The sequence below is a fragment of the Methanothrix harundinacea 6Ac genome (assembly GCF_000235565.1).
GTDB lineage: Archaea > Halobacteriota > Methanosarcinia > Methanotrichales > Methanotrichaceae > Methanocrinis > Methanocrinis harundinaceus.
Genome location: NC_017527.1, coordinates 108,321 through 125,287, shown reverse-complemented (window position 1 = coordinate 125,287; position 16,967 = coordinate 108,321). Strand labels below are relative to the sequence as shown.

11 protein-coding genes, 1 tRNA gene and 1 pseudogene are annotated in these 16,967 nt (G+C 62.2%); 9 read left to right on the top strand and 4 right to left on the bottom strand.

Translation table 11 applies throughout. From position 1 onward, the window contains the following. Positions 1–22: 22 nt before the first annotated feature. The 5 genes from MHAR_RS00570 to MHAR_RS00550 all read left to right on the top strand — a co-directional run bounded on the left by MHAR_RS00570 (position 23) and on the right by MHAR_RS00550 (position 6,925). Positions 23–1,126 carry an OBG GTPase family GTP-binding protein gene (locus tag MHAR_RS00570; protein ID WP_014585693.1) on the top strand — a complete coding sequence of 368 codons (1,104 nt, stop codon included), beginning with the start codon at positions 23–25 and terminating at the stop codon, positions 1,124–1,126. Positions 1,127–1,350: 224 nt separating this feature from the next. Next, a complete protein-coding gene (locus MHAR_RS00565; RefSeq protein ID WP_143763208.1) occupies positions 1,351–4,917 on the top strand; it encodes a biopolymer transporter Tol in 3,567 nt (1,188 codons plus the stop codon). Between the two features lie 158 nt (positions 4,918–5,075). Further along, positions 5,076–5,969, top strand: coding sequence for a pyridoxal 5'-phosphate synthase lyase subunit PdxS (gene pdxS, locus MHAR_RS00560; RefSeq protein WP_048144192.1), 894 nt, complete (start codon positions 5,076–5,078; stop codon positions 5,967–5,969). Next, positions 5,920–6,552 (top strand): pyridoxal 5'-phosphate synthase glutaminase subunit PdxT, encoded by a 633-nt coding sequence (gene pdxT, locus MHAR_RS00555; protein WP_081472230.1) that lies wholly within the window; start codon positions 5,920–5,922, stop codon positions 6,550–6,552. Before pdxS ends, pdxT begins: the two co-directional genes overlap by 50 nt. Positions 6,553–6,556: 4 nt before the next feature. Beyond that, on the top strand, positions 6,557–6,925 hold the full coding sequence (locus MHAR_RS00550; protein WP_014585689.1) for a hypothetical protein: 369 nt from the start codon (positions 6,557–6,559) through the stop codon (positions 6,923–6,925). A gap of 91 nt (positions 6,926–7,016) precedes the next feature. On the opposite strand, the gene MHAR_RS00545 is transcribed toward MHAR_RS00550, so the two are convergent. Beyond that, a complete protein-coding gene (locus MHAR_RS00545) occupies positions 7,017–8,501 on the bottom strand; it encodes a hypothetical protein (RefSeq protein ID WP_143763207.1) in 1,485 nt (494 codons plus the stop codon). After that, entirely contained in the window at positions 8,491–11,676 is a 3,186-nt protein-coding gene (locus MHAR_RS00540) for a hypothetical protein (protein ID WP_228369575.1), read from the bottom strand. Before MHAR_RS00540 ends, MHAR_RS00545 begins: the two co-directional genes overlap by 11 nt. Positions 11,677–11,906: 230 nt before the next feature. On the opposite strand from MHAR_RS00540, the gene MHAR_RS00535 reads away from it, so the two are divergent. Then, complete coding sequence (locus MHAR_RS00535; protein ID WP_048144191.1) at positions 11,907–13,133, top strand: GntP family permease; 1,227 nt, start codon at positions 11,907–11,909, stop codon at positions 13,131–13,133. A gap of 75 nt (positions 13,134–13,208) precedes the next feature. On the opposite strand, the pseudogene MHAR_RS12720 reads toward MHAR_RS00535, so the two are convergent. Both MHAR_RS12720 and MHAR_RS00525 read right to left on the bottom strand, forming a co-directional pair. Further along, a pseudogene (locus MHAR_RS12720) lies at positions 13,209–13,550 on the bottom strand (GIY-YIG nuclease family protein); the annotation flags it as partial. A 72-nt stretch (positions 13,551–13,622) separates the two neighbouring features. Further along, complete coding sequence (locus tag MHAR_RS00525) at positions 13,623–14,057, bottom strand: hypothetical protein (protein ID WP_014585685.1); 435 nt, start codon at positions 14,055–14,057, stop codon at positions 13,623–13,625. 133 nt (positions 14,058–14,190) lie between these two features. Here MHAR_RS00525 and MHAR_RS00520 point away from each other — a divergent pair. From MHAR_RS00520 to MHAR_RS12715, 3 genes are all read left to right on the top strand, one after another. Beyond that, positions 14,191–14,273, top strand: a tRNA-Leu gene (locus MHAR_RS00520). A 124-nt stretch (positions 14,274–14,397) separates the two neighbouring features. Next, entirely contained in the window at positions 14,398–14,583 is a 186-nt protein-coding gene (locus MHAR_RS13130; RefSeq protein ID WP_143763206.1) for a hypothetical protein, read from the top strand. Between the two features lie 108 nt (positions 14,584–14,691). Continuing rightward, positions 14,692–16,377 carry a DUF262 domain-containing protein gene (locus tag MHAR_RS12715; RefSeq protein ID WP_014585683.1) on the top strand — a complete coding sequence of 562 codons (1,686 nt, stop codon included), beginning with the start codon at positions 14,692–14,694 and terminating at the stop codon, positions 16,375–16,377. The last annotated feature ends 590 nt before the right edge of the window (positions 16,378–16,967 follow it).

The following is a 16,967-nucleotide window of genomic DNA, read 5'->3' as shown; positions in this document are numbered from 1 at the left end:
GCCCTTTATAGGCAGGTTACCGATGGCTACGATCGACGAGCAGATCCAGGCGATAGAAGAGGAGATCTTCAGCACCCAGAAGAACAAGGCCACAGAGCACCACATCGGAAAGCTGAAGGCCAAGATAGCGAAGCTGAAGGCGCAGCAGGAGCTCCAGAGGATCAAAGGTGCCGGCGGCGGTAAGGGCTACTACGTCAAGAAGTCGGGGGACGCCACCGTCGCCCTCGTCGGCTACCCCTCCGTCGGCAAGTCGAGCCTCCTCAACCTTCTGACGGGGTCTTACGCCGAGGTGGGCGCATACCATTTCACGACCCTGGAGGTGATCCCCGGGGTGATGGAGTACAAGGGCGCCAAGATCCAGATCCTGGATATGCCGGGGATCATAAAGGGTGCCTCCAAGGGGAAGGGGAGGGGCCGGGAGGTGATCACCGCGGCGAGGGCAGCGGACATAATCCTCCTGATGGGGGACGTCTACAACTATCGCCTCGACGTCCTGGAGCGGGAGCTCTACGAGGCGGGGATCAGGCTCGATAAGGTCCCCCCCGACATCACCCTCAGCCCCTCAGATAAGGGGGGGATCATCGTCCGAAACACCATCCCCCTCACCCAGATGACCGAGGTCGAGATCGCCGAGATCCTCCGGGCCTATGGGATCGTCAACGGGATCATCACCATCCGGGAGGACGTGGATACCGAGACCCTCGTCGACTTCCTTGCCGGAAACAGGATATACGTCCCTCAGCTCGCCGTCATCAACAAGATCGACCTCGAGTACGACGACGTCCGGGAGGATATCAAGAGTACGATAGCCAGAGAGTTCATACCCCTCTCCGTCGAGAAGGGGGTCGGGGTAGAGGAGCTGAAGGAGCTGATATACGATACCCTCGGGTTCATCAGGATATACCTGAAGCCCCAGCGGGGAAAGGCGGACATGAAGGATCCGCTGGTGATCCTGGACGGGTCGACGGTGAGGACCGTCTGCGAGCACCTCCACCGGGATTTCGTCCGCCTCTTCCGGTACGCCAAGGTCTGGGGGAGGAGCGCCAAGTTCCCGGGCCAGTCGGTGGGCCTCGACCACGTCCTCACCGACGAGGACGTCCTCACCATAGTCGTCCGGGGGAAGTAGCCCCCCCGCCACCCCGTGGGGTGCCGATCCCGCCGCATTTACCCTCATTGTCCATGAAATTGAGGTTTATATTCCTAAAGAGGACAGCAATCCCGGCGGAGAGGTAAGTCCTTATATATCCGCCCTCCCCACCATCCCGGAGTTGAGATAGTCAGCTGAACTTCGACAGGATGAGTGCTAAGATGTCGAGGCGGATCATCATTTTATTGTTGGCGGCGTTGCTTATGGCAGGCGTCGCGTCCGGATTGAGTGGGGGAAGAGAGCGTCCCATCAGCACGTGGGGCGGCCTGCAGGAGCAGCCCGCCATAGACGGCCATATCGTCGCCTGGGCGGACAACAGAAGCGGCAACTTCGATATATTCATGTACGATCTGGAGACGGGGACCGAGAGGGGCGTCTGCTTCTATCCCGGCCACCAGGACCATCCCTCGGTCTCAGGCCATCGGATCGTCTGGCAGGACATGAGGGCCGGGGAGGCGGACATATACATGTACGATTACGTCACCCGGGCGGAGACCCCGATCACCACAGCCCCCGGGAACCAGTTCCTCCCGGACATCGACGGGGATCGGGTGGTCTGGATGGACGACCGGGACGGCAACTGGAACGTCTACATGCACGATCTCGCGACCGGCGAAGAGCGGAGGATCACCACCGATCCCAAAGACCAGATCCAGCCGAAGATCAGCGGCGACCTGATCGTCTGGACCGACGACCGGAACGGGAACTCCGACATCTACATCTACGATCTCGAGGCCGGGCGGGAGAGCCCCCTCTCCACGGGTCCGGGGGAGCAGGTATTCCCGGACATCGACGGCGATCTGGTGGTCTGGTCCGACAACAGGACCGGAGACTACGATATAGTCATCCTCGACCTCCCCACCGGCCAGGAGACGGTGATCGAGAGGCCGGGGCTCCAGACCGCCCCCTCGGTGAAGGGGAACCTCGTGGCGTGGCAGGACCACAGGGCCGGAGTTCCTCAGGTTTACCTCTACAATGTGGATACCGGCGAGGAGGCCCTCGTCAGCCCCGGGTCCGTCAAGATGAATCCCGCCCTGGGGGAGAGGGGGGTGGTCTGGTCCGACCACCGGGCCCCCGACTCGGACGTTTACATATTCGACTTCACCCTGACGGCCGACGAAGTGATAGCCTCCGGCCCTCACAACAGCTCAAACCCCTGGATCGACGGGGACCGGGTGGTCTGGACCGACGATCGGACTGGGAAGTTCAACGTCTACATGATCGACCTATCCACATCCCAGGAGATTCAGATCACCGACTCGGAGGACGAGAAGAGCAGCCCCTCCATCAGCGGCGACATAATCCTCTACACCGACAACCGATCGGGGAACCTCGACCTCTTCGTCTACGACCTCCGGACGGGGGAGGAGACGAGGGTGACCGACGACCCATCAGATCAGTGGTATGGGATGGTCGCCGATGGCCGGGTAGTCTGGATCGACGACCGGACCGGCGACGACCAGATCCGGGTCCACGACCTCTCCGACGGATCCGAGATCCAGATAACGACCGGCGCCTCGAAGAAGGCCCAGCCGATGATCCACGGAGATCGGGTGGCCTGGATGGACAACCGGGCGGGGAACTGGGACATCTTCGTCTACAACCTCTCCACCAGGTCGGAGGTTCAGGTGACGACCGACCCCGGAAAGCAGCAGGCTCCCTGGCTCCATGGGGATCTGATCGTCTGGATGGACGACAGGAATGAGAACTGGGACATCCGGGGGAAGAACCTCCTCACCGACGAGGAGATGGTGATCACCACCGACATCAACAATCAGGTCCAGCCCGTCATCTTTGATAGGCTCATCTCCTGGCTGGACGACCGGAACGGGGACTACGACATATACCTCTACGACCTCGATCTGATGAAGGAGATCCCCGTCGTCACGGGGCCGTTGCACCAGAGGCCTAACGACGGGGTGGGCTTTCCCTTCTTGGTGAACCTCGCTGGAGCCTCTCAGTTTTTGAGCGAAGACCGGCTGGTATGGATGGACTACAGCCGGGGGACGCCCCAGATCATGACGAGATCGGTGGCCGATGACCCGATCCTCCTTCTGGGGAAGGCGGATATCGCCACCAACGGCAGCCTCATCGTCTGGGCCGACAACCGGGGCGGGGACTGGGACCTCTTCGGCTTCGACTTCTACTCCCGGTTCGAGCGGCCCCTGGTCCGGGCACCCGGCCACCAGAGGAGCCCCGCCGCCTCCGGCGACCTCCTCGTCTGGCAGGACGATCGGAACGGCGACTGGGATATCCTCGCCCTGAACCTCACCTCGGGGGAGGAGATCGTCGTCGCCGACGGCCGGGGCGCCCAGGTCAGCCCCTCCGTCAGCGGGAGGAGGATCGCCTGGATGGACAACTCCACCGGGAGCTGGGACGTCTCGGCGAAGGACCTGGCCGGGGCGGCCATAAAGCCCCCCGCTTCGAGGCCTAAAGATCAGATCAACCCCTCGATCAGTGGCGACCTCCTCGTCTGGCAGGATGACCGGAACGGCGAGTGGGACGTCTACGTCTGCGACCTAGCCACCGGCGAGGAGACGAAGCTCACCGGCGAGGGGGACCAGATCAACCCCCACGTCAGCGGAAACATCATCGTCTGGGAGGACTCGACGACCGGGGACATCAGCTACTACCTATGGGATAGGAAGTGGGGGCGCGCCTACTCCAGGCCCGGAGTTCAGACGAGCCCCAAGGTCTACGAAAAGAGGATCGTCTACCAGGAGCCCGTCGAAGGAGGCTGGTCGATCCACAGCTTCGACCCCAACACCTGGAAGGACAAGGAGGTGGCCCGGAGCCCCGGGGAGGTGGAGTTCGACCTCGATCAGCGCCTCGCCTGGCTCATCTCGCCGAGCGGAAGGTTCGGGTACAGAAACCTCGGCTCCGACCAGACGAGCATCATCTGTCAGGCCTCGGGGGACCAGACGAGCCCCGCCGTCAGCGGCGACTGGGTCGTATGGATGGACAACAGAACTCAGAACCCCGACATCTACCTCTACAACCTCGTCGAGAACGTCGAGTGGCCCCTGGCGGCGGGGAAGGAGTTCGACATGTACCCCGACATAATTAACGACGTCGTCGTCTGGATGTACCTCGAGGAGCAGTTCAACTCCTGGGCGATCAGGGCCCTGGACATACCCACCGTCAACAGGACCCAGCTCCAGAGGGGCATCACCGTCCCCTCGAGGCCCTCCATCAGCGAGGAGATCCTGGCCTGGGGTGACCTCCCCATAGCGGCCTTCGGATGGCGGATCCAGAAGAAGCCCCTCTACACCACCGAGGCGATGGAGGCGATCCCGCCCAGGGGAGAGAACCCCTCCGTCGGCGGGAGCCTGGTGGTCTACCAGGACAACCAGAACGGGAACTGGGACATCTACGTCTGGTCCGGGACGACCCGAAAGCCGGTCTACACCGGTCCCGGGGACCAGACCCATCCCACCACCGACGGGTCCCTGGTGGTCTGGCAGGACAACCGGAACGGGAACTGGGACCTCTACTCTCACGATCTGGCCACCGGCAAGGTCGAGCAGCTCACCTCCGACCCGTCTAACCAGACGAGGCCCCACCTCCGGGACGGGGTTTTAGTCTGGCAGGACGATCGGAACGGCGACTGGGATATCCGGGCCCTGGACTTGGCCACCGGGAGGGAGATGGAGATCTTCACCGGTCCCGGGAACCAGACCGATCCCCGGACCGGGAGTGACAGGATAGTCTGGGTCGACGACCGGAAGGGGGACAAGGACATCTACATGTACGAGATCTACCGCGAATAGGCCGGAGATGGGGGCACCGCCCTTCCGCCGCGGCGGCGGCCCCTCCATCGGCCATCCGATACCGTTTTGTCGAAGGCGGCAGAAGGTCTGGGAGCAAAGTTTATTTATTCGGCCCTCACTTGTAAGCGGCTTAAAAAAGATCGGGGCATCTGACTATCATGCAACTGGAAGAACTACGTTTCGGCACGGAGCTGCTCAAGCGCGGATTTGCAAAGATGCAGAAGGGGGGGGTCATCATGGACGTCACCACCCCCGAGCAGGCCGTGATCGCGGAGGAGGCGGGGGCTGTAGCGGTGATGGCCCTCCAGGCGGTCCCCGCCGACATAAGGAAGATGGGGGGGGTAGCCAGGATGGCGGACCCCAAGATCATCATGGAGATCATCGAAGAGGTGACGATACCGGTGATGGCCAAGGTGAGGATCGGCCACTTCGCCGAGGCTCAGATCCTGGAGGCGATCGGGGTCGACATGATCGACGAGTCGGAGGTTTTGACCCCCGCCGACGAGTTCCACGTCGATAAGTCCAGGTTCACCGTCCCCTTCGTCTGCGGAGCGAGGAACCTGGGGGAGGCCCTGAGGAGGATCAAGGAGGGGGCCGCCATGATCCGGACCAAGGGGGAGGCCGGGACCGGGGACGTCCGGGAGGCGGTCCGGCACATGAGGCTGATCGGGGGCTCGATCAGGAGCCTCAAGGGGATGGCCGACGAGGAGCTAGCGAAGCTCGCGAGGGAGATCGAGGCGGAGCTGGGGCTGGTCCTCGAGTGCAGGGATATGCAGCGGCTTCCGGTGGTCAACTTCGCCGCCGGGGGGATCGCCACCCCCGCCGACGCCTCCCTGATGATGCAGATGGGGGCGGACGGGGTCTTCGTCGGCTCCGGGATATTCAAGTCCCAGAACCCCGAACTGATGGCCTCGGCGATCGTCGAGGCGGTGAACAACTACGACAACCCCGAAAAGCTCGTCGAGATCTCGACGGGCCTCGGCGACCCTATGAAGGGGATAGATGCCGGCACCCTCTCTGAGGGGGAGATCCTCCAGACCAGGGGTTGGTAGATCGAGGATCGGCGTCGTCGCCTTCCAGGGGGACGTCTCCGAGCACGTCGGTGCCATGGAGAGGGCCCTGGGGGCCAGGGGTTCGGTGGTGGAGGTCCGCAAGGGGGGCATAGTCCCCGGCTGCGACGGGATCGTCCTCCCTGGAGGGGAGAGCACCACCATCGCCCGGCACCTCGCGCGGACGGGGGTCGGAGACGAGGTCGCCGCAGCCTCCCGGTCCGGCGTCCCCATCATGGCCACCTGCGCGGGGCTGATAGTCGTATCGACGGAGATCGTCGAGGAGACTAGGTTTCTTCCCCTGGGGCTCCTGGACGTGAGGGTGGCAAGGAACGCCTTCGGGTCCCAGAGGGAGTCCTTCGAGGCGGACCTCGAGGTGGCGGGCTTCGACTCCCCCTACCGCGCCGTCTTCATCCGGGCCCCGGCGATCGTCGGCTGGGGCGAAGGGGTCGAGCCCCTCGCCAGGATTGAGGAGGTGGCGGTGGCGGCGAGGGAGGAGAACCTCCTGGGCCTCGCCTTCCACCCCGAGCTGACGGAGGACGATAGGTTCCACCAGCTCTTTCTGAGGATGATCGAGGAGGTATAGATCCATGTTCGGCGTCGATGAGGTCTTTGTAGAGAAGAGCTTCGAGGAGATGGAGGAGGATATGTTGTCCCACCAGACGGAGTCGGAACGGCTGAAGAAGGAGGCTGCAGAGCTTCTGAGGCGGTCTGACGAGCTCCGAAGCCGGTCGGTGGACCTCCGGTCGGCAGACCCGGAGGCTGCCGAGGAGATGTGGCAGGAGTCGGAGGATCTCCGGGGCGAGAGCCGGGAGATGATGAGGCTCTCGGTGGACTCTGCCCTCAAGGCGGGGGAGATCAAGCACCGGCTCGAAATCCACGACCAGATCGTCGCCGTGGTGGACAGGGCCGACGAGATCTGGAAGGGGGCGGTCAGGGCCGGAAGGCCCCAGCCCTAAAAGATCTCCGGGACGAGAACCTCATTATTTCAGATCGCGGGTCCTCTGGAGATGGCGGGGTCATGGGACCCTCTCTTTTCCTGGGGGCCGTTCAGTCCTTGAAGGTGATCCTCTTCTGGGTCTCGAAGGTTCCGCGGAGGGTCTGGTCCGCCTTTATCTTCTTGTTGAAGTTCGAGTACTCCGTTCGGGTTCCCCATATCCCCTCGAAGGCCTGCTGGCTGTTGAAGAGGAGGGCGTGTTGAGACCTGTTGAGGGAGGATATCGTCCCCGTTTCGCTCTTCTCTAGGGTGGTGGCGTTGAACCGCTCGGTGACGCTGGCCCCCATGCCGCCGTGGAAGCCCGGAGACTGCATCACCTTGTACCCCTTAAGGTACCCCTGGTCGAAGACGAGAAGTCTCGAATCGGTGATGTTGACGACGGGGTTTCCTTTGTTTATCATCTTCTCCGACTGCATCTCGATCGATCCTCTCCCGTCCAGCTCTTCGCGGTAACGGGCACTGTCCTCCCGGAACTCGTTCTTGATCGAGACGTCTCCCCTCCCCACCACCGTCGTCGACTCGACGAAGAGCATCCCCTCCTTCTTCGTCCCGACGGCCGCCTCGCCCTTGGCAACCTCCGGCTCGGCGGCGGGCTGGGGCGCCGCCTCGGTCTTGGGGGGGGCCTCGGACCAGAAGATGATGTAGGGGCCGTCCTCCGCCCACCGCTCCCCATCGCTGACCCTGACGAAGGCTGCCATGTAGGTCCCGGCGGCCTGGCCGGGGATCTCGTAGCTCCAGTACCCCTCTTTGAGGTCCCCCTCCTCGAGGGCCATCCTCTGGGTGTTGATCTTGGTCGCGTCCACCATATCCAGCCTGGTGATGGCGGTGGTGGGGGTGGCCCAGAGGAGGTTCACGGACTGGATCCCGATGTCGTCGGAGGCGTGGACCGCCAGGACCACGGGGGTCCAGGCCGCCGGCTCCGGCGGGAACGCCCCCACGTCGATGATCCTCGGCGGGCGGTCGACCTGGAGGCTGGAGGTGTCGCCGATCACCAGCTTGATGTCCCTGGAAGGGGCCTTCGACTGGATGGGGGTCTCTTGGCTGAGGCGTTCCTTCGGAGCCGATGCCCCGGCGTAGCCGGGGGTGGGCTCGGACCGGACGAGGCGGCTCGAATCGTAGGCGGAGCCCCTCGAGTCGCCGACCGCCGGGGAGGCCTCGGAGGCGGACCTGAGGTCGGAGCTCTCATATCGGATGGGGGCCCCGGAGCCCGCGATCGTCGGCGAGCCCCCGGCGGCGGTGATGGGCGAGAGGGGGCCGCTCTTTGAGGGGGTGTATCCTGGATCCCCGGCCGACGTCCAGGGCGAGGAGAGGTACGATGTGGCGGGGCCGCTCGCCGAGTACGTCCCCACCGTCGCCTCCGGGGCGGTCCCCGGGCCCGTCAGGTACTTCGAGGCCGGCCCCTCCGCCGAGGAGGCATATCCTGAGGTCTCGGGCCTGGGCCCCAGCCGCGAGAGGTCCCCCGCCGCCCCTCCCAGGCCGGAGTAGGCGTATCCCGCCCCCCCTGGGCGGGCGGTCTGTGGCTCCGGGTCAGCTCCCACCTGGTGGGTTCCGTATCCAGACCAGGTGGTGGGGGGCTCCCGGTGGGCTCCCGGAGGGGGGGGCAGCTGAGGAGGCCCCCTCCCCCGATCCGGCGGGGAGGGCCCCGGGATCGTAGCCCTCCGTCCCCACGGGGTCGTCCTTCATCAGCCTGATCTTCTCCAGGATCCCCTTCAGCCTCTCCAGGAGGCCGGCTATCCCGGCGCCTTCCTCCTCCCCGGCGGGGGCCGGAGGGAAGGTGTAGTTCCCATCAGCGGGCAAGACCTCCTTCCCGGGGGCTGCCTCTCGGATCCTGGCCGTCGTCCCCCTCCCGGGCCCCGGGCCGGAGGCCTCGGGGGTGGCCTCTTTGATCGGGGTCTCCACCTTCAGACCCACCGAGAGGAGCTCGCTGTCCCTCACCGAGGAGCCGTCCCGGGTGAACCCCTCGGCGGTGATCTCCTCCTCCATCTCCCCGGAGACCTCGAGATCCCTCTCCAGGCTCCGCAACGACCCCGGGGAGATGTAGTCGATGGTCCCCAGGTGCCCCAGGTTCCTCCCCATGATGAAGGTGCTGAAGATGGGGACCTCGCCCCGGTTCTCGACGGAGAAGGTGACGTGGACGGAGCCCCCCGGGGCGGCCTCCGCCGGCTCCGGCCGGATGGATAGCTCGATATTGGCGCTGACGAGCTTCACCGCCACCTCTCGACTGTCATTGACGCCGTTCCCCCGGGAGTCGATCCCCGTCGCCTCCAGCCTGAAGGTGGTGTTGGTATCGGTGAAGAAGTCGTGAGAAGCCACCCTGAAGTCCCCGGGCTCCAGCCGTCCGATCCTCTCCAGGGTCCCCAGGCTCCTCTCGGAGATCGTCACGTCCCGGAGGGGGTCGTCGCCGGTGTTGGTCACCAGGAACGTCAGGTTGAAGGGCTTCTTCTGAGATGCCTCCACCTCGGAGGGCTTGACGTTGAGGCTCAACCCCGGCGATACCACCCTGATCTGGAAAGCCGCCTCGGAGGAGATCGTCTCGCCGCCGGCGGTCCTTCCCTCAGCCCGGGCCAGGACCCCCCGGCTCCCGGCGGGCTGGTGGGATGAGGATACCTGGGTGGACCCCCCGGCGGCGATGGCAGGAAGCCGGAAGCTGCTATTGCCATCGATCACCATCGTCACGTCCACCAGGTCGACCTCCCCGGTGTTCCTGATCGTCCAGACCACCTCCACCGCCTCGCCGGGGTATGCGGCGGCGTCTTTCGGCTCGACCTCGAGGCTGAGGCCGGGCTCGGAGAGCTTCAGGCTCAGGACCTGCGACCACCGCACCTCCCTCCCCGTAGAGTCGATGGCCACGACCCTCACCTCGTCCTCGAGCCCCTCCTCGACCGTCGAGTTCCTCATGAGGGTGACGACCTCCCCCGGCCTGAGGGTCGGGACCCGTCCGATCTCCCCGAGGTCGTCATAGGCGGAGATCTCCGTAAGGAGGTCGTCCCCGCCGTTCTCGAGCCGGACGGCGATGGAGACCCTCTCCCCCCGGGATATCCTCCCGGGTTCCTGGCTCACCTCGACGCGGAGGGCCGGAGATACGGCCCCTATCGCCAGCGTAGCCTCCCCGGAGGCCCTCGATCCATCGGGGGCGATGGCGGCGGCGGCGGCCGTCAGGTTGAGGGGCCCCTCAGCGATCATCGATCCCTCCAGGGGGAGGCCGTCTCCCGGGGCGAGGAGCTCGGCGGAGGCGACCTCGCCGCCGCATCGGAGCTCCACGTCGGTGAGGGGGACCTGCCCCCGGTTGACGGCGGCACACCTGAAGGCGATCCTCTCGCCTCGGTGGACGAGGGTCTTGTTCGCCTGGAGGGTCACCGCGATATCGGGGGCGGCTTCGGCGCCCTTTTCATCCGCCGCCACCGCCTCCTCCTTCCCCCGGGGATCGAGCCGGGCTCCTCCGTCGGCGGGGGCAGGGACGGAGCCGTCGAAGATCCCGAAGTTGATGTTGAAGTCTCCAAACCCTGAGCCGATGCTGGGGGCCCCCCCCGCCGGGCCGCCGAAGACGGAGAGATCGCCCGTCGGATCTAAGCCCGTCCCGAGTTCCGGCAGGGTGCCAAACTCCATCCTCCCGGTCGGCTTCGAGCCGCTCCTCGAGGAGCCCGCGGCTGCCGTCGGCGTCGGGACGGCGGCGGACTGGACGTGCACCTCTCCGATGACCGTCTTCCCCTCCGGGGAGACGGCCGACACCTCGATGGGGACTGGCCCCTCGCCGGACCTGCTCCCCGGCTGGGTCAGGTTCTTCGTCTCCCCCGGGGCCAGCCTGGGGAGGATTCCCAGGGTGGCGCCCCTGGCGTCCTTCAGGGTGATCCGGGTCAGGAGCTCTTCGCCCCCGTTCTTCAATCGGTACTCGGTCCTCCCCGCCCCGCCGGAGGAGTCCGGGATGGGGACGACGGTGACGGTGAGCGCGGGGCTGACGGTGGATACTTTGAGGCTCTGGCGGGCGGAGGCGGCCTCACCTCCGTCGTTCGTCCCGGTGGCGACGATCTCCATCGACGCCTCCTCGGCGACGGCCACCTCCCGGGTGAAGGCCTTCGACTCACCGGGGTTGAGGTCTCCCACCTCGACGGTCCAGCCCGGCCCCGAGATCTCGACGCCCCTCAGGGGGTGTGGGCCGCGGTTGGTGACGGTCATCCTCACCGTCGCCCTCTCCCCCGGCCGGACGGAGGGGGGGTAGGCGCCGACGACCAGCTCCATCGCCGGCGAGGAGGACATCGTCCTGAGGGTCACCCCGTCGTCCTTCGCCGTCCGTCGAGACCGCGCCTCTCCGGCGGCGGCCTCCCCCGGGGGCGGGGCGACCTCAACGGGGGCCGCGGCCCTCCCCAGCTCCTCGCCGTCAGAGGAGGCGACGACCCGGATCTCGGCGCTGGTGGTCAAAGCCGGGGTGGTTCTGGCGAGGTCGAGGGCCGCCCCCTCCGGGAGGCGGGCGATGAACCCCACCTGGCCGAAGTTGTCGGATATCGATATCCCGTAGAGGGGCTCCCGGCCAGAATTTTTTATCCTGATGGTGTAGTTGAGGGGGCTTAGGTACTCCACCTCGGTCTCTTCCAGGTCCAGGGAGATCTGACAGCCCCCATCGGGGGCGGATATAAAGGGTAGGGAGAAGGGGAAGGACCAGGCAGAGGCGGAGGGCATGGATAATACAAGGAATAAGAGACCAGCTACCCAGAACAAATGCGCTGCTCCATCCCTTTTGGGGGAATCCGTCCAAGAGCCACCCTTCATAAGCTCCCCCTATGCAAACGTTTTATTGTTTTCCTTCTATAAAGGAATTTCGGAACAATTAGGCGGTACGGCCATACTTAAGAATCACTACCTGAGTATAAGTCTTTTTTCATATTATTTAACTAGGCGAAAAGCTCCGCGGGGATCTTTTTATAGTCTCGCCGGGGTATATGGGGGCTATGGACCCGCTTATGGCCTTCCTGGTGGCGATAATTCTGGTGGCCCTCCTGACGGCGAAGTTCGGCCTCTCCCCCTTCCTCAGCCTCGTCGTCTCGGCCCTCGCCTACGGGGTCCTGACGGGGATGGGCCCCGAGCTGATCGGCTCCGTCTCCGGGGGGCTGGCCCGGATCTTCTCCGCCCTCGCAATCATAGTATTCTCGGGGGCGGTGATCGCGGAGCAGCTCCGCCGGTCCCGGGGGGTGGAGAGGGTCGTCGCCGACCTCCTGGGCCTCCTCGGCCGGGGGAGGGGGCTTTTAGCCTCGGGGCTCTCGGGGTACCTTCTGGCCCTCCCGACGATGTGCTCCATCACCTCTTACCTCGTCCTGGAGCCGGTGGTGAGGGGGATGGGGCGGGAGGCGGGGGGGTCGGAGAGGCGTCTCCTCTTCACCGCGGGGGCGTTCTCGGTTCTCAGCTTCAACCTCGTCTACCCGTCCCCGGTGATGGTGGCCCTGACGGGGTCCCTGGGGGTGGCTCCCGCCGAGGCGCTGAGGTTCGGCCTCCCCCTCTCCCTCCTCCTCTTCGTCCCGGGGCTCCTCTACATGAGGAGGCTTCCCGCCGGCGATGAGGGCGCCATCCCCGAAGGGGGGCCCCTCCCACCCCGGCTCAGATCGTGGGCGCCCCTCGCCCTCCCCCTGGCCCTCATCGGGGCGGGGCTCCTCACCCCCCGGGCCTGGCTGGTGGGGTCGCCGGAGGTCGCCCTCCTCGCCGGCGCCCTCTTCTCGGCCGGCCTGGCGAGGGAGGGGGCAGGCGAGATGATCAAGGCTGCCACCAGGAGGGCGGGGGTGATAATCTTCGACCTCTGCGGGGCGGGGGCCTTCGCCGCCGTCATCGCCCAGGGGGGGCTCGGCCCCGAGCTCTACGCCGCCCTGGGGGAGGCATTCCCCCTCCTCCTCCTCCCCTTCCTGACGGCATCCCTGATCCAGCTCGCCCAGGGCTCGAGGGTGGTGACGGTGGTGATCGCCTCCGAGATGATGAGGGATCTCCCCCTCGATCCTTTGACCATCCTATTCTCGATCTCGGCGGGGGCCTTCGTCCTCTCCAGCCTCAGCGACCCCTACTTCTGGCTCTTGAAGGATACGACGGGTTCGGATCTCAAAGAGACCCTCCTCGGCTACACCCTGCCCCTCACCGGCTTCGGCCTCCTGGTCTTCGCGGCGACGGTCATAAGGTGGCGATTCCTCCTCTGACCAGGATCGAGCTCCACGGTGGGCCGACGTTACCGCTGCCAGGATCTCCTCCCGATCCGGGGAGTAGTGGAGGTGGCTGGAGCAGCGGCAGTCGGTGCATCCGAACCTTTCGACGGGGGTAAGGGCCTCGCCGACGGCCCGGGCGATGGCGCACTCCAGGTCTTCCTCGGTCCTCGTCGCCACCACCGCCACCATCGCCGTATGGGGGAGGAGGTGGTCGATGTGCCACCGGCGGGCGGGGTTATCCCCCGCCAGGACCGAGAGGTGTCTTCGAACCCGGGCGAGGCCGCCGGGGCCCCGGGCGGAGCCGGTGTAGGCGTAGTAGCCGGCTTCGAAGCGGACGGTCCCGAGGGCTCCGACCTCCACCAGCCTTTCGGCCGGGAGGCGGAGGACGAGGGTGTAGATCCCCTTCTCCATGGGGGGGAGGATCGTACCTTGGCCTATAACAGGTTTGGCCGTCGGGGGTGAAGCTCGCGGGGACGGCCGACCTCAGCCCCTCTCCAGCTCCGCGAGGATCTCTGAGACCCTCCTCCTCACCTCCGCCTCGATCCTCCCCTCGGCGGAGCCGCGATCGACCACCAGGTGCTCGCTGATCGCCGTCCCGACGATCACGCCCTTGAGGAAGGCGGTCCTGCCGTCGGTCTCGACGGAGGCCTGGACCCGGTGGACGTACCTTCGTAGGGTGGTGCCGGGGATGGACCTGTAGGCTTCAAGCTCTCCGATCACCGCGAGGACCTCCTCCTCCTCGAAGCCGGCCGCCTTGATGAAGGTCAAAAAGTCGTACTCTTCGGCTTCAAAATTTTCATCTTCGCCATTCTCGCCCTGATATCCTCGATCACCGTCCTCGTCTCCGTCCTTTCCCTCCCCCTTCTTCCCGGACTTGCGGGCGGACGACGGGAGATCTGGGGCATCGCGTCGGGGCATCGCCTCACCTCGGCCTTTATCGAGGGTATTTCACTTGCGGGAAACTATTTATCTTCCGCGCTTAAACTCCGCCCCATCGGTGGGGTCCGCCTCGAAAGGGAGCTCTCTTCAGCGGTTTTGCACCGATGTTCGGGCGGGGGTTGCCAAGTGGCCAAAGGCGCGGGACTTAAGATCCCGTCTCGCAGGAGTTCGCGGGTTCGAATCCCGTTCCCCGCATCAATTTAGCCCTCTCTCGTCGATAGACCTTTGGGCGGTCCGGTCTTCCGCCGCGAGGAGTATATTTTTAAATATATTTTTATTAGCTCTATACACCTTCAACGGTCTCTCCCGCCACCCTTCGATGGTGATCCTCACCGATTATATGCTGCCTTCCGGCAGGCGGCTGGCGGAGACGAGGTCCGGCCATGAGAAGACCCTCCTCTCGCGCCAGATCGAGGCAACCGATGAGCAGATCGATGGCCTCGTCCGCGAGCTTTACGGGCTGACGGCGGAGGAGATCGAGATCGTCAAGGAGACGACGGCGTGAACCCCGAATCTCGGATGCTCTCTATACTTCTTGAAATGACAGATTTGTACGAGGATCGAAAGCTTAAAGATATAGATGAACTAATCGCCAACTAAGGAGAGCATAATAATGAGTAAAATAACTATTCATGGTGAATCATATCCTATCAGCAAGATATTCAGTGACGAATTTGTATTCACCATACCTCTTTATCAACGTCCTTATGCTTGGACGACTGAACATGCAGGTGAGTTATTAGATGATATAATCACTTTCAGAGAGGATAATAATGAAGACGGAGGTAGCGTCAGTCCTTACTTCCTAGGAAGCATAGTTCTGATTAAAGATTACGCTCCCGATGCTCAAGTGGTTGACGGCCAGCAGCGATTGGCTACCCTTACAATTCTGCTATCGACCCTTCGGCATTTAACGCCAACGTATGCAAGTGATATAACTCCTTTTATATATGAAAAAGGAAGCGAGATAAAGGGTACGCCCAACCGTTATCGTTTAACACTTAAGGAGAAAGATGCGGAGTTCTTCAAGGAGTATATTCAAGATGAAAATGGTTTAGAGAAATTAAGAAATTTGGGTGCAGGTAGACTTTCTGATAGTCAGCGTAACATAGCGGAAAATGCACTTTACTTCCTAGATAAACTTAAAGACTATTCTGAGAAAGAGTTGTTGAGCCTCACTCAATTCATAATAAATCATTGCATAATTGTTGGAGTGTCCACTCCCGATTTCAACTCTGCCTGGCGTATTTTCTCAATACTCAATGATCGTGGTTTAGATCTCTCTATTACAGATATTATTAAAGCGGATGTCATAGGTACTATAATACCTTTAAGCGAACAGGATTCATATACTGATAAATGGGAAGATTTAGAAGTAGCTTTGGGAAGAGACACTTTTCGTGATCTATTTGCCCATATCAGAATGATTCATCGAAAAACTAAACAAAAAGATACGATACTTGAAGAGTTTCGCCAGTATGTTGTTAAACCGACCAAAGATTCTAAGAGTTTTATAGATAATGTATTGATTCCGTATGCCAATGCTTTCGACGTTATCAAAAACTCATCATACCAGAGCTATAAACATGCAGAGGAAGTAAACGCTCTATTATCTTGGTTGAATCGAATAGACAACGTTGATTGGATACCTCCGGCGGTTCTATATTTCTCAAAGAATAAAGATAAACCAAATATGTTATTTGATTTCTTTACAGAATTAGAACGTCTTGCAGCAAGTTTAATGATTCTACGTGCAAATATCAACCAACGGCTTGATCGGTATGGTAAGCTGTTGACTTTTATCGATGCTGAAGATGATCTTAATAAATCAAGCTCTCCTCTGCAACTTACACCTCAGGAGAGAAGTGAGATATTAAATGCATTGAATGGAAATATTTATTTATCCAAGAATGTACCTCGGTACGTCCTTCTTAGACTAGATGCCGCGCTATCTGACGGTAAAGCATCTTACGAATATCCATTTATAACTATTGAGCATGTAATGCCGCAAAACCCCAGCGAGGGAAGCTATTGGACTAAACATTTTCCCGATAAAGAAGATCGAGAAATGTTCGTTCATAAACTGGGCAATTTGGTATTATTATCTCGCAAGAAAAACAGCCAAGCACGAAACTATGATTTCGATAAGAAAAAACGACAATACTTCGCCACAGATAAAGGGATCTCACCTTTTGTTTTAACCACACAGGTTATGCAAGAACAAGAGTGGACTCCCGAAGTTATTGAAAAAAGGCAAGAACATTTAATAGAGATATTAAGTGAGCTATGGCGGCTCTAAATGAGCCGATCCCTAGCAGGTAGAATTGCGTAAAAAGGTGATGTCGGATCAGCGGATCGATGCCACCCTATCTCCGAGCGTTAATGCCCCTCGGAGGTGGAGATCGAGATCGTCGAGGAGGCTGCGAGGTGAAGGCGCCGCCCGGCGCTTCCGCGCCGGGCGGTCGTTCTCCGGGATCGTTAATTGAAGGAGGAGGATGGGAGGGCCGATCCCTGGCTGACCGGCGGAAGGGCACGGATCGGCGGGGTGGGGCGCCCGGGGTGGGGCGCGGCCGGGCAGGCGGTCTTCCGCCGCCGAGATTATATTTAGTAATCTATTTAAATAATCCAATATATCTATTCTGTCCACGGCGAGAATCTCCCGCCTCCTTCGACGATAGCCCCGCAGAGGATATGCTCGCTCTGACCGGTTGGATGGCCGAGGCAACCGGGCGGCGCAAGAAGGCCCAGCGGCCGGATCGATGGCAGACCGGCGGATAGGCGGCCTCGCTCCACGAGCAACGCAGCCTCTCGGCGGAGGAGATCGCGATCTTGGTCGTGGTGGAGGCGACGACCTGGGCCTCGAATCTGAAACGAGATCCGATTCCCGGA

Bases quoted from the DNA above. Each gene is read 5' to 3' on its own strand.
- MHAR_RS00570 (WP_014585693.1), top strand. From the start codon at position 23: ATGGCTACGATCGACGAGCAGATCCAGGCGATAGAAGAGGAGATCTTC.
- pdxT (WP_081472230.1), top strand. From the start codon at position 5,920: ATGCCGGCACCCTCTCTGAGGGGGAGATCCTCCAGACCAGGGGTTGGT.
- MHAR_RS00525 (WP_014585685.1), bottom strand. From the start codon at position 14,057: ATGCCCCGACGCGATGCCCCAGATCTCCCGTCGTCCGCCCGCAAGTCC.
- MHAR_RS00565 (WP_143763208.1), top strand. From the start codon at position 1,351: ATGGCAGGCGTCGCGTCCGGATTGAGTGGGGGAAGAGAGCGTCCCATC.
- MHAR_RS12715 (WP_014585683.1), top strand. From the start codon at position 14,692: ATGAGTAAAATAACTATTCATGGTGAATCATATCCTATCAGCAAGATA.
- MHAR_RS00535 (WP_048144191.1), top strand. From the start codon at position 11,907: ATGGACCCGCTTATGGCCTTCCTGGTGGCGATAATTCTGGTGGCCCTC.
- MHAR_RS13130 (WP_143763206.1), top strand. From the start codon at position 14,398: ATGGTGATCCTCACCGATTATATGCTGCCTTCCGGCAGGCGGCTGGCG.
- pdxS (WP_048144192.1), top strand. From the start codon at position 5,076: ATGCAACTGGAAGAACTACGTTTCGGCACGGAGCTGCTCAAGCGCGGA.
- MHAR_RS00550 (WP_014585689.1), top strand. From the start codon at position 6,557: ATGTTCGGCGTCGATGAGGTCTTTGTAGAGAAGAGCTTCGAGGAGATG.